Source organism: Sphingobium sp. AP50, from assembly GCF_900109095.1.
GTDB lineage: Bacteria > Pseudomonadota > Alphaproteobacteria > Sphingomonadales > Sphingomonadaceae > Sphingobium.
The window spans coordinates 98,656-121,329 of sequence record NZ_FNYZ01000007.1 but is presented as its reverse complement, the minus strand read 5'-3'; the positions used below and the strand labels follow the sequence as shown (position 1 = coordinate 121,329).

The following is a 22,674-nucleotide window of genomic DNA, read 5'->3' as shown; positions in this document are numbered from 1 at the left end:
TGGGGGCATTCCGCCGAGGCAATGATCTCCGCCCGATCATAGGTTCCGGACAAACCGTTATTTCACGCGCGATACCCGCTCAGGCGATATTGGGACTAATACAAAAAGCAATCATTGCTAGTGCCGCAGCCGATGAAGACTGAGCCGCACAAACGATTTTCAGTTTCGACACAATATACTGACGGAAACAGTAGCTGTGCGTATCTGATCATTCGGCCTGAACGGGCCTGCTATCAAACGCTGTTCGCGCTTTCACCATTTTCTATGTCGAGAATGTAAGGAGAAAATATTTGGCAAAGGCTGATGCATCCGCTTTTATTTCTTCAGGCTGGGGCACTGACACACCCCATAAACAACGGTTCTGTAGCCCGCTGCACATGTTAATCAACATATTGGCCATTCTCTCAGCGTCTTCATCCCGCAATCGGGCGGCTCGAATATGATAGGCTATGAATTTACTGAGGGTGGCTTGGGTAGGATGAGCCGCTAACGCATAAAAAATCTTTCCGACTTCAGGAAAGCGGGCGCTTTCTGCGACAACCAATCGCCAAGTGGCGAGTGCTTCCGGCGCCACGACCTTTGTCATTAGGCTTCGACAAAAACCGCTCAGCGCGTCTTCCAGGTCGCCCGTCAATGACAATTCCGCCTTCACCTCCTCGCGAAACGTTCTGGTGGCGTCTTCCACAACTGCTGCAAAAAGTTCCTCCTTGGAACGGAAATAGCTCCAAATCGTCGTTTTTGATCCCCCAAGTGTTTTGAGAAGGCCCGACATAGATGTAGCGGCGTAACCTTCCTCGAGAAAAGACCTGCGGGCAGCAGCTAGGATAGCGCATCGGCGGTCTTGCTTGCGTTGTTCACGGCGTCCGGGGGCGGGTGCGACAGACATATCAGTCATAGGCCTATTATGGTCAACAGCTCCGCACGTTGGACATTATTCGCTTCTTTCTCCAAGCAGTAGTGAGGCTTACCTAGCCCTGCACCGCCTTTTGCGTCGCGGATGTGACGCAAGGCCGCAATAAGTCGCTCAGCTCTTTGTAGCGCAACCTGCCCCTATAATAGCCGCATCAAAGTCGATGAGGAGGGCGGTCAATGCAGCGTCGTGAGAGCAGATGGAAAGCAATGAACGCGGGTTGGCGAAATCGCATCAGCATCACAGGGGTGGCCAGTTCCTTTGTAGTGAAAAGTAGCAGTAGGGCGTGTTGTTCGGTTGGTCAGCGATGCTAGACCGGGATGGTCTTTTCTTCCAGAACGGGCCCAGCGCCGCCCTCTCCTTGTTCCGCAACTATCATAGCTGCCAGTTTGCGTCTGACCCGGACAGCCCCGGCGTCAACCTTGAGCAAGAGGGGATCAAGCTCCCACAGATCCGGCGTGCCCATGCGCAGCTGCTGGTCCTCCAGCATAGGCTTGTCTTCGTCCTGAAATGCGCCGGTGATGGCACCTCGCAGCAGTTCTGAAAATTCGGCACTATCCAGCATGAAGCGACGCGTGTTGCACACGAAATAGTGTGTGGTCGTGGACGTTTCCGGGACCATGTTGTGCAGCGTATAGGCTTCGTCAGCCCTTTCACGCGGCACACCGGTCGGTTTGGCTGACGTACCCAATACCATGAGCGCGGGGGCATGCCATCTGACCTGGGTCCAGATGTCCGCCTTCCCGGTCGGTACGATCGGCTTGTAAGCAGGCGGCGGATCACAGGCGGTTGCCTGCCATTCGCTGACGAGGGCATCGCCTTCTTCCCAAATGCTCGCTTTGCTCCCGGTCATTATCCCGCCCAAGCTTGTCGGGTGGAGATAGTCCGTGTGGCTAAGGTCGAGAATGTTGTCTGCCGCCAGCTCGTAGTTCGCTTTGGTCGGCATATACATGTGGATCTGCGCAGCCGCGGGCGTTTCATCGATAAATGAGAGATCCGGCAGCGCGGAAGGATCAGCTTTTTCCGCGTCACCCATCCACACCCAGATGGCCGTATGGCGTTCCATCACCGGATATGCTCGCACCCGCATTCTCGACGTGATCGGACCGTGCGGGTTGTCAAGACAATGGCCGTCCTTTCCGAAAGAAAGGCCATGATAGCCGCAGGTTATGCCACGTTCGCTGATCGTGCCCCGGGACAGCGGAGCGAAACGATGCGGGCAGCGATCAAAGAGTGCGTGCAGTTGCCCGTCACCCGACCGAAATACAACTATGGGTTCTTCCAAAATGGTCCGAGCTAGCCGTTGACCACCTTCAAGATCCGTCGACCAACCTATCTGATACCAGCTCTGACGCAACCAAGTCATGACGTTCTCCAGCGGCTTGATCGGCACGGCGGGTTGCTCGAAACTTTCGAAATCGGCAACCCGCAATCCGCTAAGTCCAGTGTTAATGAGTTCTGTCCGCCATCGCCTCGGGAAACCCGTGATGGTAGGAATCAGGGGAACCGATCAGAACTCGAAGTTTGCCCGCACTCCATAAACCCGCGGGGGCGAAACCACATTGTAGGCGGTCTGCAGTACCGGTCGAGAGACGGACGCCGCAATGAGAGCATTGCCCTCGATATTGTTGACGAAGCCTGTCAATGACCAGCGTCCAAGTGGCGCGCGAATAGTCACCGACGCATCACTCTGCATGTAGCTGCCCTGCCGCTGCTCTGGCAGATATTCGAGTGAAACGTAGTAAGCGCTCGAGAGGCGGCTGCGGCCATTTAAGATCAATTGGTAGTCGTTCCCCAGTTCAATTGTATGTTCGTATGCAACAGTACCGCTCCATTTCGGTGCATTGAGACCGGATTTTCCGGCGCAATCGACGCCGAAGAGGCGGGCCGGCGCCGCGACAGGCAGCGACGTGTTTGGCGTGACGCTGCATCCGCTGCGCAGAGGGGTGCCGCCGGCCGAAATCGCAACATAACTCAACGAGGTGTACTTCGTATTGTTGTACAACCCGTTTATTGACAGGATGCCGCCTGGCACAATCGCGTACTGCATTTCGGCTTCGACACCATAGAAACGCGCATCGCCTGCGTTGACGGTGACGCCGCCCGAGGCATATGTGCCCGGCACGATCTGCACGGGACCGACAAAACTGATCTGCTGGTCTTTGTAGTCCCAGTAAAAGGCTTCAATGTTCATCTGCAGGCGGTTGTCTAGGAAGCGGTTTTTGGTTCCGATAGTATAGGCGGTGAGCTTTTCGGGATTGAAGGTGTTGGCCACGCTGCCGACATAGAAGCCGCCAGCCTTGAACCCGGTCGCTACGTTCGCATAGGCAAGCGACTGGGGGCCTAGATCCACTTCAATACCGGCCTTCCACGTAAACCTGGATTCGTTCTGTTCACCACGCGATATTGCGGAGGCTGTCAGCCCAGCAGGACCATAGAGTTGGACCGGGGTCACCTGCGTCTTCTTCTCGTCAGTGTATCGGCCGCCAGCCACGATACGAAGCGCATCGCTGACATCGAAAGTAAACTGGCCGAACAGGGCCTTGCTCGTGGTTTCCAGCTGTGGCTGGACCAAGGTATTTGAGATCCGCCCTTGGTAGAAGGCGTTCGCGGCGTCCTGCTCCTCCTTAAAGGCATAAGCGCCAACTACGTAACGCAAGCGCTGGTCCTGCTTGGATGATAGCCGGACTTCTAGGGATGTTTGATCTGTATCCTCGTCGGCGATGCCGCGGAAGCCAAATGTATAAAAACGGCTGTTGACCTCTGTCCGACGATAGGCGGGTAGAACGGTCAAGTCGGCAAAGCCAAGATCGGCCTGTACGGTGAGCGCGACGCCATAAAAGCTCGAATCGTTGAAACCGTCATCCTGCGGGGGCACGACGAAGCCGTTTGCAAGGAAAGTGCCAGCCGGTGCTGGCGAAAGCGAAAGCGCCGCGATACTACGCGGATCGGCGCCACCAATGCGGTCTTTCAATCGAGGAGCCGCGTAGCCCGGATAGGCAAAGCCGGAGGAATTGCCGAAGGCTGAGCCCGGCGCAAGCACACCGCCAACACCCTTCCCGCCGAGGTGGAAGTAATCGGCGACCAACAATGCCGAAAAGCGGCTGCTTGGCTCAACGAGCACGGACATGCGCAAAGCCTGGCCGACCTCGTCCTGGTAGCCGTCCGACAGATAGCCGTCACGATCCACGACCTGTCCTGCAAGCCGGACAGCCCCCATGTCACCCACCGGCACGTTTATCGCGGCCAACAAGCGCTTGGAATCATAGTTGCCGTACTCTGCGGTCACGTTACCGCCGAACTCACCGAGTTTGGGACGTTGCGGGAGCACGTTGATTGCACCGCCAGTGGCGTTGCGGCCGTAGAGCGTTCCTTGGGGCCCCTTGACCACCTCGACCCGCTCGAGATCGTAAAAAGTGCCTGAGGTCGCATTCGGACGAGCGATATAGACACCCCCGTAATTGAGCGCGATCGGATTCTCGCCGAATGCGTTCGCCTGTAGCGTGCCTACGCCGCGCAAGTAAAATGCGGTGCTGGAGCCGCCGGTCGGTGTGACTACCAGCGACGGGACGAGGCGGCCGAGCGCTGCTGTATCGGTCACGCCCGCATTGACGATGGCGTCGCCTGAGACTGCCGAAACAGCCACTGCCGCACGTTGGAGGTTTTCAGCCCGGCGCTGCGCCGTAACGACGATGTCCGCTAGTCCGCCTGACACCGCAGACTGGTCGTCAGCGAGTTGCCCATCCGCTTGCGCGTTTGCCGAAGGATCAGCCATCTTGTCCGCAGACGGCGCCTGCGCATTCGCACCCGGCGACAATATCAACGCTGATGCCAGCGTGGTCGTACAAAATAGAATCTTGCGCAAGTCTAGTCCTCCCCTGAGAATGCCGTGGCTCGTTAGAAGCCAATTTTCTTGCGAACATTATGCACGGCTAGTTTGCGCAGCACCAACCGATACGACAGCTAAATAGCTATCGATATCGTGGATTTCGGAGCGCGTGTTACCAGCCAGCTTCATTCCCGTTGGCAAGCGATAACAGAGTCAGCCTTTCTTATATTGAAGGAAGTCCACCGGGATGGTGCCGAATTGGCTAGCAGTCACACCCCCACAGTGGCTATGTTCGGTGACATTCTTCAAATCCCTGAAGGCAGAACTCATCTGGCGGCAAAGCTGGCCAACCCGGCGTCAGGCGAAAGCTGCAATCTTCCAGTACATAAATGGCTTCTACAACACCCGCCGCCGACATTCATATCTGGGCGGCATCAGCCCACTCGCGTTCGAAGCCAAGGTGGATTAATGAGATAGGTGACCGGCACAAAACCGTTACAAGTCCACATCCTGGAGGCAGGATGCTTTGCTCACGCGCGCAGGAAGTTCTTCGAACTTGCTGACGTCGAGGGCGCTGCGCGCAAGAAGAGCCGCGGCGAGCGGACTGGCCCGATCTATCCGATTGCGCTGGAGGCGGTGCAGAAGCTGGACGCCCTGTTCGACGTTGAGCGCGGTATCAACGGCAAGACACCAGCGGAGCGGCTTGCCGCCCGTCAGGAGTTGAGCGCGCCACTGATCGCCGAACTGCACGACTGGTTGAACGCCCAACTCGCCAAGCTGTCGCGTAACCATGATCTCGCCAAGGCTATCAACTATATGCTCCGGCGCTGGGACTCCTTCACCCGCTTCCTCGTCGATGGCAGGGTATGCCTCACGAACAACGCAGCGGAACGGGCGCTTCGCTGTGTGGCACTCGGGCGGAACGCATGGCTATTTTGCGGCTCCGATCGCGGCGGTCAGCGCGCCGCCATCATGTTTTCACTCATTCAAAGCTGTCGCCTCAACGACCTCGATCCCCAGGCTTGGCTCGCCGACGTCCTTGCCCGCATCGCCGGTCATCCGGCTAATCGGCTTGGCGATCTGCTCCCATGGAATTGGAAACCAACAGCGTTGAAGCTGGAGCCGTGATCTCATAGCATCACGGCATGGAATTTGACCCGCAACCCGAACTGATTGAATCCTCTCTCTGCCGGTCCATCGAACAGGCGGGCGTACGGCTGACCATCAACATCGTGCGGCTCGCCACCGAACGTGGCTGGTCCCTCGAGGTCGTCAACGAGCACGGCACCTCGACGGTCTGGGACAATCTATTCCCTACCGACCGCGATGCCGATGCTGCATTCCGCGATGTGCTCGCTCAAGAAGGCGTCGAGGCCTTCCTCGGCAAGTAAGATGCCAAATCCCCCAGCAAACCGTCAGTAGCCGCGGTCCTCACCGGATGCGTACGACTGAACGGCAGGAAGAGGGGGAGAAGAGCTTCAGGCCCGGAAGGCATGATCGAGGAGTCGAACCATCGTATCGAGAGCGAGCCTTGCTTGCGCTACCGGTCCGGTGTGCGTGAAGAAATGATCGACGCCCGGAGCGATCATATGCTCGAACAATACTCCCGCATCCCGAAGCCGGTCGGCAAATGCGTCTCCCTCATCGCGCAATGTATCGAATTCCGCCGTGATGACGAGCGTTGGCGGTAGCAGGGTCATATCTGTAGCGAGCAGCGGCGAAGCGAAGGGGGCGAGGCGCTGTGAACGGTCAGGTATGTAGCTATCGGTGAAAATCCGGGAAAGAAGCGGAGTGATCAGCGGTCTTGGCAACCGCCTGTGCTTCGTCCGAGGATCGGCAGAAAGATCAAGGATCGCATAATCCACGATCAATCCGAATATCTGAAAAGCTTCATCCTGCGCGGCTCGCAAAGCGAGGCCTGCCGCCAACGCGCCACCTGCGCTATGGCCACCCACTGCCAGCCTTGCCGCATCGAGCTCGAGCTGATCGCCATTGAGCGAGAGCCAGCGCGCCAGGCTAAAGCACTGTTCGGGCGCGGTGGGATAGCGAGCCTGCGGTGCGGTATCATAGTTGATGTTGACCACGGCACAGCAGGCCCGATTGGCAAGATACCGACAAATATGGTCATCCTGATCGGGACAGCCCATTACATAGCCGCCGCCATGAATATTCAAGAATACGGGCAATGGACCTGGAGGAGTGGCCGGGCGATACAGCTTGAACGATATGAGACCGGCATCGGTCCTCGCCCGATGCGCGCTGACGTTGCAGGGAAGGCTGAACTCTTTGCGCACCTCGCCCGCTGGCCTGGTCAGGAGCGGCGCGATCGCTTGGATCCCAAGAGCGCCGATGTCTGTCAGATAACCCATATCACTCCTTGATCTCTTGCATTTCGATGGTCCGTGATCCTCATCATGACCGGTGAGCTACATTGCCTCGCCGCGCGCCTTGCCGCTGCCATCATTGGACGAACGCAGCTAGGACTTGGTCCCGGGCGGCCGCGGCATTGGCATCTGTTTCCAGGCAGATATGGTTGATCAATAGCGATAGGAAAGGGTCAATCCATAGGTTCGTGGTTGACCGGTGAACCGGATCGCCGCATCGGGCCCTGGCTGACTGACCAGAGTGGCATAGAATTTGTCGGTGAGATTCTTTACATAGGCGGTCAGACGCCAACGGTCGTCTTTCAGCGCGACGCCTGCCCGCACGTCGATCAGCGTGTAGGAATCGATCGCAAACTGGGGCAATTCTCCGAGCCCTCCATTCGTGGCAGCCTGGTAGGTTGCGCCGCCGCCGACAAACCCATTCATGCTGTCGCTTACCGAAAACTGATAGTCGATGTCCGATGTGACCTGCCAGTCGGGCGTCAGAGGGAAGGCTTCGCCGCTCAGGCGGACCTGCTGTGCAAGAGCGTCGAAATTGACGAAATCACCAAGAATCCTGGTTCCGACATAGGTGACGCCGGTATTGATCGTCAGCCCCGAAATTGGTCGCAGCGTTGCCTGGATTTCGCCGCCGGCGACACGTGACTTGGGGACATTGATCAGGGCGCTCTGCGGCCCGATCACGGGATCTACAATCCTTCCGCGAAACTGCTTGTCGCGGTAATCATAGTAGAAGACCGCTCCATTGAGTTGCAGCTTCCTGTCAAAGAGGCCAAGCTTGAATCCGGCCTCATAGGCGGTGAGCGATTCCTGCGTGGCGGGTGTGAGCTGGAGCGCAAACGTTGCTCCAGCCGTCGGAAAGGCACCGTTTTTATAGCCCTTGCTGATGTTCGCATACAGCAGGGTGGTTGGGTTCACTTGCCAGTTCACGCCGCCCCGCCACGATATATTATCCTCGTTCAGCTGGCTGCGGACCTGTGCAGGCTCAAAATTCGCATTGAGCGTGAGGCATGCTCCGGGCGCTATCGTGATGGGGTGTCCGGCGCGCGCTGTAGCGATACGGGATACCACCGCCGAAAAATCGCCGGCACCCGAATCATAGGTGCAGCCGATGAAACGCCGATGCTGGTCGGTATATCTCACGCCGCCCTGGAGCGTCAGTGTATCGGTCAGCTTGTAGTCGAGGCTCGCAAATGCGGCATAGGTATTGATATGTTGATCGGAATGCGCACTCGCCCTTTGAAAGGGAAAGCTCGAGGTCCGTGCGAGGGGGTCCGACTGGTCGAAGACACTTTCCCAAGCGTAATTTAGGCCAACGACATAATGGAGTTGCCCGGAATCGCCTGATAGGCGCAACTCCTGCGAGAAGTCTCGCGAGCGGCCCGGGTTAATCAGCGCATAGGCCTGGATCGCCGTGCCGTCTGCATCGACAGCGCTTAAACGCTTGAGCTTTGAATAGGCCGTAATCGATGTGATCGTAACAGTGTCTGACAGATCATAGTCGGCGCGACCGGAAACCTGGGCGAACCAGGAGTTACGCTTGAATGAAAGGTCAGGGTCAAAATCGGCGGCGCGATTGTCGCGCGGGGGCAGGGGGTATGTGCGCAACACGGCGGGAGACGCGGCTCCCGTAATTGCCGCAAGCTGAGGCGCCTGGCTTTCGGAACGATCGCGCCATCCGTGAACCATGAAACTGAAGCGGAGCCGGTCACTCGGCTTCCAGTCAACGATTGCGCGGCCGGAGAAGATGTTGCCTTCGCCGTTGGTTGCATCGCGTGTGTAGCTGCGCTGCCAGTCGTCATTTCGATCAAACCGCGCGGCGATACGGGCGGTCAAGGTGTCGGTGATGGGACCGCTGACGAACCCTTTCAACTCGACCCGGTTGAATCTGCCATAGGTGAGATCTGCCCCGCTGTGAAAGCTATCTGTAGGCCGTGCCGAGATGTAGTTGATCGCGCCACCCGTTGCATTCTGCCCATAAAGCGTGCCCTGAGGGCCTTTCAATATCTCGACGCGATTGAGATCGAGGGTGGCGCCTAGCGCCATGATCGAAAGCGGTAGCGGGACTTCATCGACATAAACGCTGACGGCCGAGGCTGCGCCGATCGCCGTGTCATAGAATCCGACACCCCGCAGGGTCAGCACGGGTACGCCATAGGCGCTCTGAACAAAATTGAAACCGGGCGTGATCTTGATGAGGTCTGCGGTATCGACCACGCCGCGCTGTTGGAGCGCGTCGCCCTGGACCGCTGTAATCGAAACACCGACCTTGTTGACGTTTTCGGATCGCTTTTGCGCGGTGACGATGATGTCGCCGAGCGATGCAACGGGTTCCGGCACAGAGTCAGCTTGTGACGGGGGATTGGCCGCATCCGGAGCGTTCTCATTCGTCTGGGCAACGCAAGGCGCTGCTAAGGCCATCAGCGAAGTTGCCGATAGCGCATACGTGATCGTCTTCATATTCCTCTCCCCTTGGATCGCCCTGTTCGAGCTTGTTTGCCTGAACATACTCAAGGGTATGTAATTTACAATATGGGGACCAAATTTTGCAGATTTGTCTAACATCCTGAAAATAAAAGTAATTGGTGAGAAAATGACGAAAATTTTCCGCGACGGTCCTTCGATTGGTACGAAAACCATTCGAATACGCATGGTCGAATGAGTGCGACGATTCGCTCGATGGGGTTCGTTGGCCTGGAAAAACGCGCTTGCAAAATTAGATACGAATCCATACGGTAAGGTATGGAGAGCCTATCATGACGCACAAAGCCGCCGATTTGGTCGACTGGACGTTCGGAACCGTCGATCGCCGTATTTTCTGGGACCCTGCTATATATGAGCGTGAACTCGAGAGAGTTTTTGCGCGCTCATGGTTGTTCGTCGCGCACGAAAGTCAGGTCGAGCTGCCCGGCAGCTTCATCACCACGTATATGGGCGAGGACTCGGTGATCGTCGCCAGGGCAGGCGCGGGTACGATCAACGTGTTCCTCAATTCCTGCCCGCACCGTGGCAACCGCGTCTGCTTTGCCGATAGCGGAGAAGGTCGCCAGTTTACGTGCAACTATCATGGCTGGGCGTTCGGTCTCGATGGTGCGCTCAAGAAGATGCCCAAAATGGGCCTCTACAAATCCACCCCCGGCTTCCGGATGGAGGATTGGGGGCTGAAGCGCGCCCGTGTGGCAAGCTATAAGGGTCTCGTCTTCGCGACCTTCTGCGAGGAAGCGCCTTCACTCGACGAGTGGCTGGGCGACTTCCGCTGGTATCTCGATGCCGTGCTGGACGCGGAAGATGGGGGCACCGAATTCCTTCCCGGCGGCGCGACCCGCTCCGTGATGAAGTGCAACTGGAAGTTTCCGGCCGACAATTTCGTCGGGGATATCTACCACGCCCTGTGGACCCATCTTGGTGGCTCGGAGCCGACATTGGGGCGCCATGGCGGCGTCAAGGTCGACAATGCCGGCAGCTATCAAGTGTCCGTCAACGGCCATGGCTGGGAGTTCAACGACAGCTTCCTCGGCAATGCCGCGACGATGGGCGATCGCGAACTGCTGCGGTACATGCGCTCGCGACAGGATGCTATTACCGCTCGCTTGGGGCGGTTCCGCGCCAACATGTGGGGATCGGTCGCTTCTGCAACCATCTTCCCGAACTTCTCGTTCCTTCCCGGCTATTTCACCTTCCGCACCTTCCAGCCCAAGGGGCCGACGCAGACGGAAATCCATGCCTGGACCCTCGTCCCGAAGAACATGCCCGAGGAGATCAAGGACAGATTCCGGCGCGGCTCGATGCGTACCTTCTCGCCCTCCGGCCTGCTCGAGATGGACGACGGCGAGAATTGGGAGCACTCCACCACGGCCAATGCAGGCTGGGTGACGCGAAACCAGCGGCTGTGCTACGCCATGGCGCCAATCGGTGAGGTCGAGCAGGAAGGTCTCCCCGGTTCTGTCAGCGCGGGCCAGCTTTCCGATGCCAACCAGCGGCTGTTCTACAAGCGCTGGGCGCAAATGATGGATGCCGAGACCTGGGCCGATATTCCGGTAGAGGTTCCCGTAGCGGAGTCGGAGGCAGCGGAATGACCAGTGTGCTCGACCGCAAGCCTGACTATTCGACCTATCCGACGTTGACTCAAGGCGAGGCGCGCGCCGCTGCGGCTCAACTTCTTGCCATGCGGGGGGAGGGCGCTCCCGTTGACGATGCGCTGCTGGCAAAAATCGAGCGATTTGCCAAGCTCGAGGCGCGCCTCCTCGACGAAGAGCGATATGATGACTGGTACGCCCTTCTGGCGGACGATCTGTTTTACTGGATGCCGCTGCGGCAGAATCGCTTCCGTCGTGACGCAAGGCCGGAATTGGATCCCGGCAATATGGCACTGTTCGATGAATCGAAGGCGGACATCGCGGTACGCATCGGGCGAATCCATTCTAATCTGGTGTGGACGGAAGATCCCCCAACTCGCCATGTTTATCTCATCACGAATGTCGAGGCGTTCGAGACGGACGTCTCGGGTGAGTATGAAGTTCATTCTGCCTTCGTCCAGTACCGCAATCGGTCGGAACATGACGAAGCCACTTTGTTCGGACGTCGTCGTGATTTGCTGCGCGTCAGTCCCAATGGCGGTTTCGAGATTGTGCGGCGGATGATCTTGTTGCCCCAGTCGGTGTTGCTGACCAAAAATCTCTCTGTCTTCTTCTGATGGCGCGCCTTGCAGGATATCGCGCGGTCGTGACCGGCGCCGGTTCCGGTATCGGGCGTGCCGTCGTGCGCCGCTACCTGGCCGAGGGCGCGCATGTCGTTGCGGTCGTTCGCCGCGATTCTGATGTTGCCGCGCTCGAAAGCGAGGGCGCGGTCGTCGTCGTTGGCGACGTTGCCCACTTCACCACCGCGGAGCGTGCAGTCGCCGCGGTGGTGGAGCGCTGGGGGGGGCTTGACGTCTATGTCGCCAACGCTGGCCTGTGGGACTTCCACAAGCGTCTGGAAAAGCAGGAACCGGCGGAAATCGACAGGGGGTTCGAGGAGATCTTCGGCGTCAACGTCAAGGGGGCTCTCCACGGCGCGCGCGCCAGCCTGGCGGCCTTGCGCATGAGCCGGGGCAGCATCATCGCGACCGGATCGAACGCCTGCTTTCTCGCTGGCGGGGGCGGGGTGCTCTACACTGCCTCGAAGTTCGCTTTGCGCGGTCTTGTCATGCAGCTCGCCAAGGAGTTTGCGCCGGAGGTTCGTGTGAACGGGGTTGCTCCCGGCGCGACGGACACCGGCATCTCCGGCCCCGCTGCACTGGGACAGGGGGAGCGGGCGATGAATGCGGATGCTGACCGCATGGCCGAAATGCAACGCCATATGCTGCTTGGGCGCGTATCGACCCCGGAGGATCATGCATCGCTTTATGTCCTGCTCGCAAGCCGCGAGGAGAGCGCGTACGTCACCGGGGCGATGCTTCTGTCGGACGGCGGGCTCACTATTTCCGTTTGAGGTCCGAAATGCCGACACTTACAGTCATTAATCGTGCGGGAAACGCGCAACAACTTGAGGCGGGATCAGGGCTCTCTGTCATGGAGGTCATCCGTGACGCCGGATATGATGAGCTGCTTGCGCTTTGCGGCGGATGCTGCAGTTGCGCGACCTGCCACGTTTACGTCGAAGGCGATGTCGATCCGGGCGTGCCCGGCAACGATGAAAATGACCTTCTCGATAGTTCCGATCACCGTACCGAACGATCTCGCCTGGCGTGCCAAATAAGGTTCGCTGACGATCTTGCGGGACTGACGATACGGATCGCGCCGGAAGACTGAAAAAAAGTTGGAGGGGAGTTTATGATAGCGAGTGATTTGAAAGTTGCAGCGGTCGATGTGCAAGCAGAGCGCCGTAGCGATGGCTCTATCCTGCTCAGCAACGGAATCGCCCTGCCGCCCGTGAACGGCACGATCCCGCAGAGGCTTGCGCATTGGGCAAATATTCAGCCCCAAGCCTTGTTTCTGACCCAGGGTGACCGGGAACTTACTTACGCCCAGGCCGAGGCCGAGCGCCGTCGGATTGCCGCGCGATTGCTAGCGATGCCGCTTTCGCTGGAACGCCCGCTGATGCTCCTTGGGCAGAACAGTATCGAACATGCGCTGGTCGTTTTGGCAGCCACCAGCGTCGGCATTCCTGTGGCAATCGTTTCGCCGACCTACGCCGCGCCTGAAGCGCGTCCCTGGGCAAAGCTGCTGCGCGTCATTGGCGAGATCGATCCTGGTCTTGTCATCGCGGACCACACCGATCTTGCCGTGTCCATGCTTGCGGAAAGCGGGCGTCCCGGGCTTGAAGTGCGCTCGCTCAAGGATCTTGGCTGGATCGATGCCGTGCAGCCCATAAGCGATACAATAGTCGATGCCATGGAGGCCGACGTCGGTCTCGACACGGTGGCAAAGCTTTTGTTCACGTCCGGATCGACGGGTCATCCCAAGGCGGTTGCAAACACTCAGCGCATGATGGTGTCGAACATGCTGGGGTTGTCGGCGATCTGGCCATTCCTCAATGACCGTCCGCCCGTTTCCGTCGATTGGCTGCCCTGGAACCATACATTTGGCGGCAATTGCTGCTTCAATACGACCCTCTGGTTCGGCGGCCATTCGCATATCGACGACGGTCGACCGACGCTCAAATCGATCGCGAAAACGGTAGACGCTTTGCGTCGTTGGAGACCGACACTTTTCTACAACGTGCCGGTTGGTTTCGAGGCGCTCCTGCCGTTTCTGGAAAGTGATCCCGTCTTCGCCCGTCATTTCTTCGGCGATCTGGACTTCATCTTCAATGGCGGTGCACCGCTGCCTACGGCCCTGAGGAAGAGGGTGGAAGCCGCCGCCCTTGCCAGCGTCGGGCGGGTGCCGATGATCGTCGCTGGCTGGGGTTCCACTGAAACAGCCCCCTTCTCGAGCATCCTGTATTTCGATCAGCCCTATGCCAATAATCTGGGCGCGCCAATGCCCGGCACGACGATCAAGATGATGCCGAATGAAGATCGCTACGAGCTGCGCGTGCGTGGACCCAATGTCATGCCGGGCTATTGGCGGGATCCCACGACCACGGCCAATGCGTTTGACGAAGAGGGGTTCTACAAGATCGGCGACGCGGCCAAGTTCGCGGACCCCAATGACCCATCGGCTGGAATATTGTTCGATGGTCGCGTCGCGGAGAATTTCAAGCTTACCTCTGGGACCTGGGTCAATGTCGGGGCTCTGCGCCTAGCCATCGTCAACGCCGGGGAGAAACTTATCTCCGATGTGGTTATTACAGGGCATGGTCGCGGCGAGGTCGGAATTCTGTTGTTTCCGAACCAGGAAGCCTGTCGCGCGCTGCTGGGCGAGGACATGAGCGCGATGTTCGGTACGGAAGCCATTGCCGAACATCCCCTCATACGTGAACGGCTAAGTGCGATTCTTCGCAGGCACAATGATCGGCAGATGGGGTCGAGCACCCGAATCGCGCGTTTCATGGTGCTTGCTGAACCGCCAAGTGCCCATCATGACGAAATTACCGAGAAGGGGAATGTCAATCAGCGCCGTATCCTCGAGCGCCGAGCGGACCTTGTCGAACGTCTTTATGAAGATGCGTACGCGCTATGATATCCTGCGGGGCGCCTTCCAGGCATGATATCCTCATCGTCGGCGGGGGCCATGCGGGCGCGCAAGCCGCTGTGACGCTGCGACAGCGCGGATTTTCCGGTACGATCGGCCTCCTTAACGGAGAGCCTGAACTGCCCTACGAGCGACCACCTCTGTCGAAGGAATATCTTTCAGGCGAGAAATCGTTCGATCGCATCCTCATCCGTCCTGCCACATTCTGGGCCGAAAAGCAGATCGATGTGATGCCTGGACATGTGGTGACCGCGGTGGATGCAGCCGCGCACTGCGTGATGTTGGCTGACGGCAGGGTGCATGGCTATGGCACGCTGATTTGGGCGGCCGGCGGCAATCCGCGCCGTCTCAGTTGCCCAGGGAATGCGCTCGGCGGCGTCCATTCGGTGCGGACCCGCGCCGATGTAGACAAGATGTTGCTCGAGCTGGCTGACGATCCTCAAATAGTGGTCATTGGTGGCGGATTTATAGGCCTGGAAGCAGCAGCCGTGCTGACCAAGCGGGGGCTGGCGGTGACCTTGCTCGAAGCCCTTCCGCGCGTTCTTGCGCGTGTGGCCGGCGAGGATATTTCCCGCTTCTACGAGGCAGTCCATCGAGGTCATGGCGTTGACCTGCGCATGGGCGTGGTGGTCGCCTGCCTGGAAGGGCGGACCCGCGTGACCGGTGTGCGGCTGTCTGACGGAACGCGCATTCCAGCCGATATGGTGATTGCAGGCATTGGTATCCTTCCGGCGGTCGAAGCCCTTTTGGCGGCCGGCGCGGAAGGCGGAAATGGGGTGGCAGTTGATGCCTATTGCCGGACGAGCCTGCCGGACATCTATGCCATCGGCGATTGCGCCCTGCATGCTAACCCCTATGCCGATGGCGCTTTGATCCGGCTGGAATCGGTTCAGAACGCGCATGATCAGGCGATGGTTGCGGTTTGTTCGATCATGGGCGATCCGATTCCATACGATGCCGTACCCTGGTTCTGGTCCAATCAGTACGACCTTAAATTGCAAACCGTGGGCCTTTCGATCGGATATGACGATGTCATCATCCGGGGTGATCCGGCCAACCGGAGCTTTTCGGCCATCTATCTCAAGAAGGGTCGGGTCATCGCACTCGACTGCGTCAATGCCATGCGCGACTATGTGCAGGGCAAGGCCCTGGTGACTGCCCGCATCTGTCCCGACCCCGTGCGGCTGGCTTGTACCGATGTCCCGCTCAAGACGCTTGTTCAAGAGACGGCCTGATGCCGATCAGAAGTGCCTCGCATCTGTCCATCGTTTCGCGCGCTTCGGTTGCGACGAGAGTCGCTGCGACCCGCATATAGGAATAAGCGAGAATGGCGCGTGCTTCAGCTTCCGGCGCATCGGCGCCGCACTGCATCATCAGGCCGGAAATATAGCGAAGGCGCAGCTGATCAATCTCTTCAAGTGCCGCCTGCGCACGCGGCTCGCGCCGCCCCCAGAGACGTACCGCAAGCTCGACATCGGCTGCCCGCGCCGAGCGTTGCCCCATGATGGGCAAGCGCAAAAGTCGTCGCAGCCTCGCTTCGGGCGAGGCCTCACCGCGGTCCAGGCGCTCGATCAGCGCCAGCGTTGCGCTCTTGCGCCATTGTTCAAGCATCGCCTGGTGCAAGGCATCGCGATCCTTGAAATGCCAGTAGAAGCTGCCCTTCGTTACCTCCAGCCGCTTGGCCAGGAGTTCGATCCGAACGCCGTCGATGCCGTTCGATGCCAGAAGTTCCAATGCGGCGTCCGTCCAGGCCGCAGCGTCCAGTCGTATCGCTTCCGTGCTGCGCGTTTTTGTTGTGGTCTTCATGAGAGCACTTCTTGCCGAGAGACGTCATTTGTCAATCGAACTATGAAATGCCGCCACAAACAGGCATCAACCATACGCTACCGTATTGACATTCGCGCGCAACCCGTTCACCACGGTTCGCAGCAATGAGAGGATTGTGATGTCTGAAATCGCCGAAATTGGACGCGGAAAATCGGTTGCCGCGCTTGGCCTCGAAACGAATGTCCATGACATGGGTGAGGGGCGGCCGGTGGTGCTTCTTCATGGCTCCGGGCCGGGCGTTTCGGCATGGACCAATTGGAAGCGGGTCATGCCCGTGCTCGCGTCCGACTTTCGTGTGGTCGCTCCCGATATGGCCGGTTTTGGTTACACCGAGCGCAATCCCGATCTCTCCTACGACATCAAGCTTTGGGTGAAGCATCTCGTCGCGATCCTCGATGTGCTCGAGATCGAGAAAGCCAGCCTTGTAGGGAATAGCTTCGGTGGCTCCCTCGCGCTTGCGGCCGCCGCGCGTCATCCCGCCCGGTTCGACCGGCTCGTGCTGATGGGCACACCTTGCGACAAGTTTACGATGACGCCCGGCTTGCGCGCTGGCTGGGATTATACGCCCAGCCGCGAGGCAATGCGCGCGGCGATGACGCATTTCCCCTATGATCCCTCGTTCATCACCGACGAACTGGTCGAGGATCGCTTTCAGGCAAGCCTCATTCCTGGCGCTCAGGAGGGATTGCGCAAGCTCCTCGTCAAGCCGAACGATGAGGGGGATACCCCCCTTTCGGGTATGCCCGAGGGCGTGGTTTCGGGCATCGAGCATCAAACGCTCGTTCTGCATGGCCGGGAGGACAAGGTCATTCCCGTCGAGATGGGGCTGCGCCTGGGACGTGCGATGCCGAACGCGGAATTCCATATGTTCGGTCGCTGTGGACACTGGGTCCAGGCCGAGCGCTTCGACGCCTTCGTAGCACTCTCGCGTCGTCACCTGGGGGCCGGTGCATGAGCAGCGAAGTCGAGGCGCTCGGTTATATCGGGCTCGAGGTTTCGGATCTGGCGGCCTGGCGCGTCTTTGCGAAGGAGGAGCTTGGGCTTCAATGGGTGCCGCGCGATGATGGCACCATCGATCTGCGGACCGATCAATATGCCACGCGAATTCGCCTTCATGTCGGGCCGCGGGATGATCTGGCCTATGCCGGATGGGAAGTGAAGGATGGCGCGGCCTTGGCAGCGCTTGCTGCGCGACTGGAGGGGGTCGGCGTTACGGTCGATCGTGCAGACGCCGCGGTTGCGGCGGACCGGCGCGTACATTCGCTGATTCGTTTCACGGATCCTGAGGGCAATGCGCATGAGGCCTTTTTCGGCCCCTTGCAGAAGACCAATGATCCATTCGTCAGCCCGACCGGAACGCGTTTTAAGACAGGGCGACAGGGCCTGGGGCATCTTGTGCTCGCATGCCGCCAAAAAGCCACGATGATGGAATTTTTTACAGAAACCCTGGGGTTCCGTTTGTCCGATCATATCAACACCGAAGTCGTGCCCGGGCGCCCGATCGAGATCAGTTTCCTGCGCTGCAACGGTCGCCATCACTCGCTCGCCCTCGCGCCTGTCCCCATCCCCAAAAAGATCGTGCATCTCATGGTCGAGGTGACGACGATCGACGATGTGGGGCGCGCGCTCGATCGTTGCATGAAAGGCGGCAGGCATTTGACCTTCACGCTGGGGCGCCATTCGAACGATGAGATGCTGAGCTTTTATCCGCTGACCCCGTCCGGGTTCGACGTCGAATATGGCTGGGGCGGTCTCGAGGTGGACGACGAGAGTTGGCATGTCCTGACGCATGACACCAACTCGGCCTGGGGCCACATCTATCAGCGCCCCCCGAAACCCGCCAAGCTGGAGTCCGTCGCGTGAGCAATTATGAGGATGTGGCGGCGCGGTTGCGCGCCGCTTATGCGGGACCTGCCCTGGACCCGCTCCGGGATGTGCTCGATCCAACCGATGCGGACGGCGCTTACGCCGTTCAGGCGATCAACACGGGCTTCTGGGCGAACCAGGGGCGCCGCATCGTCGGCCGCAAGGTCGGGCTGACCGCCAAGGCAGTGCAAGCGCAACTGGGTGTCGATCAGCCGGATTTCGGCGTGCTGTTCGATGACATGGCAATCGACAATGATGGCCTGCTTTCGCCCGAACAGGTCCTGCAGCCAAAGGCCGAAGCCGAAGTCGCCATCGTGCTCGCCACGGATTTCGACCATCCCGATGCGACGGCCGCTGACGTGGCGGCCGCAACCGCCCATGCGATTGCGGCCATCGAGATCGTCGACAGCCGCATAGCCGACTGGAAGATCAGCTTTGCCGATACGGTCGCCGACAATGGGTCTTCCGCCTTTTTCGTGCTGGGCGAGACCAGGAAGCCGCTCGATGGGCTCGACCTTTACACCTGCGGGATGGCGCTCGAAGTGAACGGGCAGCTTGCTTCGCTCGGCGCGGGAGCAGCCTGCCTTGGCCATCCGCTTGAGGCGGCCGCGTGGCTCGCCCGCACATTGGCGGCGGCCGGTGATCCGCTTCGTGCCGGCGACATTGTCTTGACCGGGGCACTTGGCCCCATGGTGGCTCTCAAGCCCGGCGACCGGGTGGAAGCGAAAATCGGCGGCCTTGGCAGGGTTGCATTCAGGTATGGGAATTAACGATGGCCAAGGTGAAGGCAGCAATCATTGGATCGGGCAATATCGGTACCGACCTGATGATCAAGATCATGCGCAATTCCGACGTCCTTGAAATGGGCGCGTTCGTCGGAATCGACCCGGAGTCCGACGGTCTCAAGCGAGCCGCTCGGATGGGCGTCGCAACGACAGCGGAAGGAATCGACGGCCTGGTCGCGCTTCCAGTGTGGCCTGAAATTGGCGTCGTTTTTGACGCAACTTCGGCGGGAGCCCATAAGCGCCATAGCGACATCGTCACCGGTGCCGGCAAGGTCATGATCGACCTGACCCCGGCGGCCATTGGTCCTTATGTCATACCGGTGGTCAATGGTGACGCCCATCTCGATGCTTCGAACGTCAATATGGTCACTTGTGGGGGGCAAGCGACGATTCCGATCGTTGCTGCGGTATCATCGGTCGCCACGGTTCATTATGGCGAGATCGTCGCATCGATTTCGTCGAAGAGCGCGGGCCCCGGGACGCGTGCCAATATCGACGAGTTCACCGAGACCACCAGTCGCGGTATCGAGGAAGTCGGCGGTGCTGCCAAGGGCAAAGCGATCATCATCCTCAATCCCGCCGAGCCACCACTGCTCATGCGCGATACCGTTTTCACTCTGTCCTCCGGCGCGGACGAGACGGAAATCGAAGCTGCGATCCTCGCAATGGTTGCGAAGGTCCAATCCTATGTGCCGGGTTATCGCCTCAAACAGAAAGTGCAATTCGAGCGCTTCGGGTCCAACAATCCCGTCAAGATTCCCGGTCTCGGTAGTTTCGAGGGGATCAAGACGAGCGTCTATCTAGAGGTGGAAGGCGCTGCACACTACCTGCCTGCCTATGCGGGCAATCTTGATATCATGACGTCGGCGGGCCTCAAGACAGCCGAGAAGATCGCAACCCGACGCTTGCAAAAGGAGGCCGCATGATGGGCTTCGATCCGTGCACCACAAAGCTCTACATTCAGGACGTCACGCTGCGCGACGGCATGCACGCCATTCGCCATCAATATGGCATCGACCATGTCCAAAAGATCGCCAAGGCCCTTGACGAGGCGAAAGTCGACGCGATCGAGGTCGCCCATGGCGACGGTCTCAATGGTTCGTCTTTCAACTATGGTTTTGGCGCGCATACTGACTGGGAATGGCTCGAGGCAGTTGCCGATGTGCTCGAGCATAGCGTCCTCACCACTTTGCTGATCCCTGGGATCGGGACCATCGAGGAGCTGAAGCACGCCTACAAGCTCGGGGTGCGTTCAGTGCGCGTCGCGACGCACTGCACCGAGGCCGACATTTCCAGGCAGCATATCGAGGCAGCCCGCAATCTCGGCATGGACGTTTCGGGCTTCCTCATGATGAGCCATATGAGCGAGCCGGACGCGCTGGCCCGGCAGGCCAAGCTGATGGAAGATTATGGCGCCCACTGCGTTTATGTGACCGACAGCGGCGGCGCGATGGACATGGACGATTATCGCGCGCGGTGCGAAGCGTATGACAGGGTGCTCAAGCCCGAAACTCAGCGTGGCATTCATGCGCATCACAATCTCAGCCTTGGTGTCGCGAATTCGATTGTCGGCGTTCAGTCGGGCGCGATCAGGATTGATGCGAGCCTGGCCGGCATGGGCGCAGGCGCGGGCAATGCGCCGCTCGAGGTGTTCATCGCCGCGGCTGAGCGCAAGGGGTGGCTGCACGGCTGTGATCTTTACAAGCTGATGGATGCGGCAGACGAACTGGTCCGCCCTCTGCAGGATCGGCCTGTCCGCGTGGATCGTGAGACATTGTCCCTTGGCTATGCCGGCGTCTATTCCTCCTTCCTGCGTCATGCGGAGAAGGCGAGCGCTGACTATGGTGTCGATACGCGCGCCATCCTCGTCGAGCTTGGTCGTCGACGGATGGTCGGTGGCCAGGAGGATATGATCGTCGACGTGGCGCTGGATATGGTTCAGGCCGATGGCTGACCGCTCTCTCGTCGATACGCTCTATGGCGAACTTCGCCTTCCTGTGTTCGCTGCGCCGATGTTCCTCATCTCCGGCCCCGATCTTGTCATCGCGGCAGGCAAAGCAGGCATCATAGGCGCCTTGCCGGCGCCCAATGCACGGACGATCGAGGATCTCGCCGCCTGGCTCCCGCGTATCACGTCGGAGCTCAAGGCAGCCGGTCGCGAGGGGATGTGGGCCATCAATATGATCGTGCATCCGACCTACGAGCGGTTCGATGCCGAACTGGACCTGATCTGCGAATATAAGCCGCGCATAGTCGTCACCGCCCTGGGTAGCCCTGGACGCCCCCTGGAACGGGTTCATGCCTATGGTGGGGCGGTGTTCTCGGACGTCATTACGCCTGATCAGGCGCGCAAGGCGGTGGATGCGGGGGCCGACGGATTGATCTTGGTGGCGAGTGGTGCCGGCGGCCATACCGGCCACTATAGCCCGTTTGCCTTCGTAGAGGAGGTGCGCAGCTTCTGGGATGGTCCTCTGATTCTGGGCGGTGCGATCGGCGGGGCTCGCGCAATTCGCGCTGCGCTCACCATCGGGGCTGATTTTGCCTATATGGGTACGCGCTTCATCGCGACGCGCGAGAGTCTCGTTTCGGACGACAATCGTGAGATGCTGGTGCGCGCCACCATGCGTGATATTGTTACGACCACAGCGGTAACGGGCATCCCATCGAACTGGATGCGCGAGAGCCTTAATGCTGCCGGCTTCACCCCGGATATGCTGGAAATCAAAAAGAAGATCGACTTCTCTAATCTTCATGGTGATTCCAAAGCCTGGAAGAACATTTGGGGAGCGGGGCATTCGGTCGGTCGCACGCGCGCAGTTCAGAGTGTTGCCGAATTGGTCGACGAACTCGTGGAAGAATATCGTCTGACCAGCTCAGACCTCACGCGGTTCACCGATTGGCCGCACGACATCGAGGCGGCCCGAGCGGATTTGGTTGCGGGGTGACGAGCGATTCCATTTGGCATGGGGGGCATGTCGATCTTGCCGGGCTCAACCGTTTCGGTGAAGGGTCCTTAAATTCCCATGTTGGAATCGAATTCGTCGAGGCTGGGCCAGACTGGCTCACAGCCCGCATGCCGGTTGATCGACGCACGGTGCAGCCTTTGGGGCGCCTGCATGGAGGCGCATCCGTGGTGTTGGCTGAAACGACAGCCTCTGTGGCCGGCCTGCTGACGCTGGATCCCGCGCGTGAAACCGCGGTGGGCATGGAGATAAACGCCAATCACATGCGGCCGGTTGCCGATGGCTGGGTGACGGCGACGGCGAGGCCAGAGGCTCGTCAGCGGATAACCCAGGTCTGGACGGTTCGCATCACTGACGATGCCGGCCGTCTGGTCTGCATATCCCGCGTGACGCTTGCAGTTATTCCGCTTGAGCGCGGAGCGCCTGCGAACAAAGGGTGAGATCGAGGACTGGCGAAGTCTGCCGCTTTCTCACGCCTTCCGCTTCGCTGCGAATGC

General features: G+C 59.3%; 20 protein-coding genes and 2 pseudogenes. 16 read left to right on the top strand and 6 right to left on the bottom strand.

Annotated features, from left to right (window positions below; translation table 11 throughout):
* Positions 1-262: 262 nt before the first annotated feature.
* The 3 genes from BMY84_RS13655 to BMY84_RS13645 form a co-directional block, all read right to left on the bottom strand.
* Positions 263-886, bottom strand: a complete 624-nt coding sequence (locus tag BMY84_RS13655; protein WP_256215254.1) for a TetR/AcrR family transcriptional regulator — start codon at positions 884-886, stop codon at positions 263-265.
* Between the two features lie 334 nt (positions 887-1,220).
* On the bottom strand, positions 1,221-2,342 hold the full coding sequence (locus BMY84_RS13650) for an aromatic ring-hydroxylating dioxygenase subunit alpha (RefSeq protein ID WP_256215247.1): 1,122 nt from the start codon (positions 2,340-2,342) through the stop codon (positions 1,221-1,223).
* A gap of 78 nt (positions 2,343-2,420) precedes the next feature.
* The gene (locus BMY84_RS13645; protein WP_143075045.1) at positions 2,421-4,775 is read right to left on the bottom strand and encodes a TonB-dependent receptor; all 2,355 of its coding nucleotides are present in this window, start codon (positions 4,773-4,775) and stop codon (positions 2,421-2,423) included.
* A gap of 262 nt (positions 4,776-5,037) precedes the next feature.
* Between BMY84_RS13645 and BMY84_RS13640 the strand changes: the two are divergent.
* The 3 genes and pseudogenes from BMY84_RS13640 to BMY84_RS13630 all read left to right on the top strand — a co-directional run.
* Positions 5,038-5,208, top strand: a pseudogene (locus BMY84_RS13640) (IS3 family transposase); the annotation flags it as partial.
* A gap of 38 nt (positions 5,209-5,246) precedes the next feature.
* Positions 5,247-5,867, top strand: a pseudogene (locus BMY84_RS13635) (IS66 family transposase); the annotation flags it as partial.
* Between the two features lie 17 nt (positions 5,868-5,884).
* The gene (locus tag BMY84_RS13630) at positions 5,885-6,130 is read left to right on the top strand and encodes a hypothetical protein (RefSeq protein WP_019052496.1); all 246 of its coding nucleotides are present in this window, start codon (positions 5,885-5,887) and stop codon (positions 6,128-6,130) included.
* Positions 6,131-6,217: 87 nt separating this feature from the next.
* On the opposite strand, the gene BMY84_RS13625 is transcribed toward BMY84_RS13630, so the two are convergent.
* A complete protein-coding gene (locus tag BMY84_RS13625; RefSeq protein WP_093084524.1) occupies positions 6,218-7,108 on the bottom strand; it encodes an alpha/beta hydrolase in 891 nt (296 codons plus the stop codon).
* A 168-nt stretch (positions 7,109-7,276) separates the two neighbouring features.
* Entirely contained in the window at positions 7,277-9,583 is a 2,307-nt protein-coding gene (locus BMY84_RS13620) for a TonB-dependent receptor (RefSeq protein ID WP_177204016.1), read from the bottom strand.
* Positions 9,584-9,879: 296 nt separating this feature from the next.
* Here BMY84_RS13620 and BMY84_RS13615 point away from each other — a divergent pair, with 296 nt between their 5' ends.
* From BMY84_RS13615 to BMY84_RS13590, 6 genes are read left to right on the top strand one after another with little or no spacing between them, the layout of a single operon-like run.
* Positions 9,880-11,199 (top strand): aromatic ring-hydroxylating oxygenase subunit alpha, encoded by a 1,320-nt coding sequence (locus BMY84_RS13615; protein ID WP_066043604.1) that lies wholly within the window; start codon positions 9,880-9,882, stop codon positions 11,197-11,199.
* Positions 11,196-11,816, top strand: a complete 621-nt coding sequence (locus BMY84_RS13610) for a 3-phenylpropionate/cinnamic acid dioxygenase subunit beta (protein ID WP_066043601.1) — start codon at positions 11,196-11,198, stop codon at positions 11,814-11,816. The genes BMY84_RS13615 and BMY84_RS13610 overlap by 4 nt, the downstream gene beginning before the upstream one ends.
* A 29-nt stretch (positions 11,817-11,845) precedes the next feature.
* Complete coding sequence (locus BMY84_RS13605; RefSeq protein ID WP_231726380.1) at positions 11,846-12,592, top strand: SDR family NAD(P)-dependent oxidoreductase; 747 nt, start codon at positions 11,846-11,848, stop codon at positions 12,590-12,592.
* Positions 12,593-12,600: 8 nt separating this feature from the next.
* Positions 12,601-12,912: a 2Fe-2S iron-sulfur cluster-binding protein gene (locus BMY84_RS13600; RefSeq protein WP_081997139.1), complete on the top strand. Its 312-nt coding sequence runs from the start codon at positions 12,601-12,603 to the stop codon at positions 12,910-12,912.
* Between the two features lie 36 nt (positions 12,913-12,948).
* Positions 12,949-14,724, top strand: a complete 1,776-nt coding sequence (locus tag BMY84_RS13595; protein WP_256215253.1) for an AMP-binding protein — start codon at positions 12,949-12,951, stop codon at positions 14,722-14,724.
* The gene (locus BMY84_RS13590; RefSeq protein ID WP_093084518.1) at positions 14,721-15,971 is read left to right on the top strand and encodes an NAD(P)/FAD-dependent oxidoreductase; all 1,251 of its coding nucleotides are present in this window, start codon (positions 14,721-14,723) and stop codon (positions 15,969-15,971) included. Before BMY84_RS13595 ends, BMY84_RS13590 begins: the two co-directional genes overlap by 4 nt.
* Here BMY84_RS13590 and BMY84_RS13585 read toward each other — a convergent pair.
* A complete protein-coding gene (locus tag BMY84_RS13585; RefSeq protein WP_093084516.1) occupies positions 15,943-16,542 on the bottom strand; it encodes a TetR/AcrR family transcriptional regulator in 600 nt (199 codons plus the stop codon). The genes BMY84_RS13590 and BMY84_RS13585 overlap by 29 nt on opposite strands.
* A 139-nt stretch (positions 16,543-16,681) precedes the next feature.
* Here BMY84_RS13585 and BMY84_RS13580 point away from each other — a divergent pair, with 139 nt between their 5' ends.
* Genes BMY84_RS13580 through BMY84_RS13550 form a run of 7 tightly spaced genes read left to right on the top strand, consistent with a single transcriptional unit; the run spans position 16,682 to position 22,617 of the window.
* The gene (locus tag BMY84_RS13580) at positions 16,682-17,518 is read left to right on the top strand and encodes an alpha/beta fold hydrolase (RefSeq protein ID WP_039570664.1); all 837 of its coding nucleotides are present in this window, start codon (positions 16,682-16,684) and stop codon (positions 17,516-17,518) included.
* Positions 17,515-18,426: a VOC family protein gene (locus tag BMY84_RS13575; RefSeq protein WP_039570667.1), complete on the top strand. Its 912-nt coding sequence runs from the start codon at positions 17,515-17,517 to the stop codon at positions 18,424-18,426. The genes BMY84_RS13580 and BMY84_RS13575 overlap by 4 nt, the downstream gene beginning before the upstream one ends.
* Entirely contained in the window at positions 18,423-19,199 is a 777-nt protein-coding gene (locus BMY84_RS13570; protein WP_039570670.1) for a 2-keto-4-pentenoate hydratase, read from the top strand. The genes BMY84_RS13575 and BMY84_RS13570 overlap by 4 nt, the downstream gene beginning before the upstream one ends.
* 2 nt (positions 19,200-19,201) lie before the next feature.
* Entirely contained in the window at positions 19,202-20,140 is a 939-nt protein-coding gene (locus tag BMY84_RS13565; protein ID WP_039570673.1) for an acetaldehyde dehydrogenase (acetylating), read from the top strand.
* The gene (gene dmpG / locus BMY84_RS13560; protein WP_093084515.1) at positions 20,140-21,168 is read left to right on the top strand and encodes a 4-hydroxy-2-oxovalerate aldolase; all 1,029 of its coding nucleotides are present in this window, start codon (positions 20,140-20,142) and stop codon (positions 21,166-21,168) included. Before BMY84_RS13565 ends, dmpG begins: the two co-directional genes overlap by 1 nt.
* Complete coding sequence (locus BMY84_RS13555) at positions 21,161-22,159, top strand: NAD(P)H-dependent flavin oxidoreductase (protein WP_093084513.1); 999 nt, start codon at positions 21,161-21,163, stop codon at positions 22,157-22,159. The genes dmpG and BMY84_RS13555 overlap by 8 nt, the downstream gene beginning before the upstream one ends.
* Positions 22,156-22,617, top strand: a complete 462-nt coding sequence (locus BMY84_RS13550; protein WP_218146954.1) for a hotdog fold thioesterase — start codon at positions 22,156-22,158, stop codon at positions 22,615-22,617. Before BMY84_RS13555 ends, BMY84_RS13550 begins: the two co-directional genes overlap by 4 nt.
* Positions 22,618-22,674: the final 57 nt, after the last annotated feature.

Coding starts and splice junctions, on each gene's coding strand:
- BMY84_RS13655 (WP_256215254.1), bottom strand. CDS start 886: ATGTCTGTCGCACCCGCCCCCGGACGCCGTGAACAACGCAAGCAAGAC.
- BMY84_RS13630 (WP_019052496.1), top strand. CDS start 5,885: ATGGAATTTGACCCGCAACCCGAACTGATTGAATCCTCTCTCTGCCGG.
- BMY84_RS13625 (WP_093084524.1), bottom strand. CDS start 7,108: ATGGGTTATCTGACAGACATCGGCGCTCTTGGGATCCAAGCGATCGCG.
- BMY84_RS13620 (WP_177204016.1), bottom strand. CDS start 9,583: ATGAAGACGATCACGTATGCGCTATCGGCAACTTCGCTGATGGCCTTA.
- BMY84_RS13615 (WP_066043604.1), top strand. CDS start 9,880: ATGACGCACAAAGCCGCCGATTTGGTCGACTGGACGTTCGGAACCGTC.
- BMY84_RS13610 (WP_066043601.1), top strand. CDS start 11,196: ATGACCAGTGTGCTCGACCGCAAGCCTGACTATTCGACCTATCCGACG.
- BMY84_RS13600 (WP_081997139.1), top strand. CDS start 12,601: ATGCCGACACTTACAGTCATTAATCGTGCGGGAAACGCGCAACAACTT.
- BMY84_RS13590 (WP_093084518.1), top strand. CDS start 14,721: ATGATATCCTGCGGGGCGCCTTCCAGGCATGATATCCTCATCGTCGGC.
- BMY84_RS13585 (WP_093084516.1), bottom strand. CDS start 16,542: ATGAAGACCACAACAAAAACGCGCAGCACGGAAGCGATACGACTGGAC.
- BMY84_RS13580 (WP_039570664.1), top strand. CDS start 16,682: ATGTCTGAAATCGCCGAAATTGGACGCGGAAAATCGGTTGCCGCGCTT.
- BMY84_RS13575 (WP_039570667.1), top strand. CDS start 17,515: ATGAGCAGCGAAGTCGAGGCGCTCGGTTATATCGGGCTCGAGGTTTCG.
- BMY84_RS13565 (WP_039570673.1), top strand. CDS start 19,202: ATGGCCAAGGTGAAGGCAGCAATCATTGGATCGGGCAATATCGGTACC.
- dmpG (WP_093084515.1), top strand. CDS start 20,140: ATGGGCTTCGATCCGTGCACCACAAAGCTCTACATTCAGGACGTCACG.
- BMY84_RS13555 (WP_093084513.1), top strand. CDS start 21,161: ATGGCTGACCGCTCTCTCGTCGATACGCTCTATGGCGAACTTCGCCTT.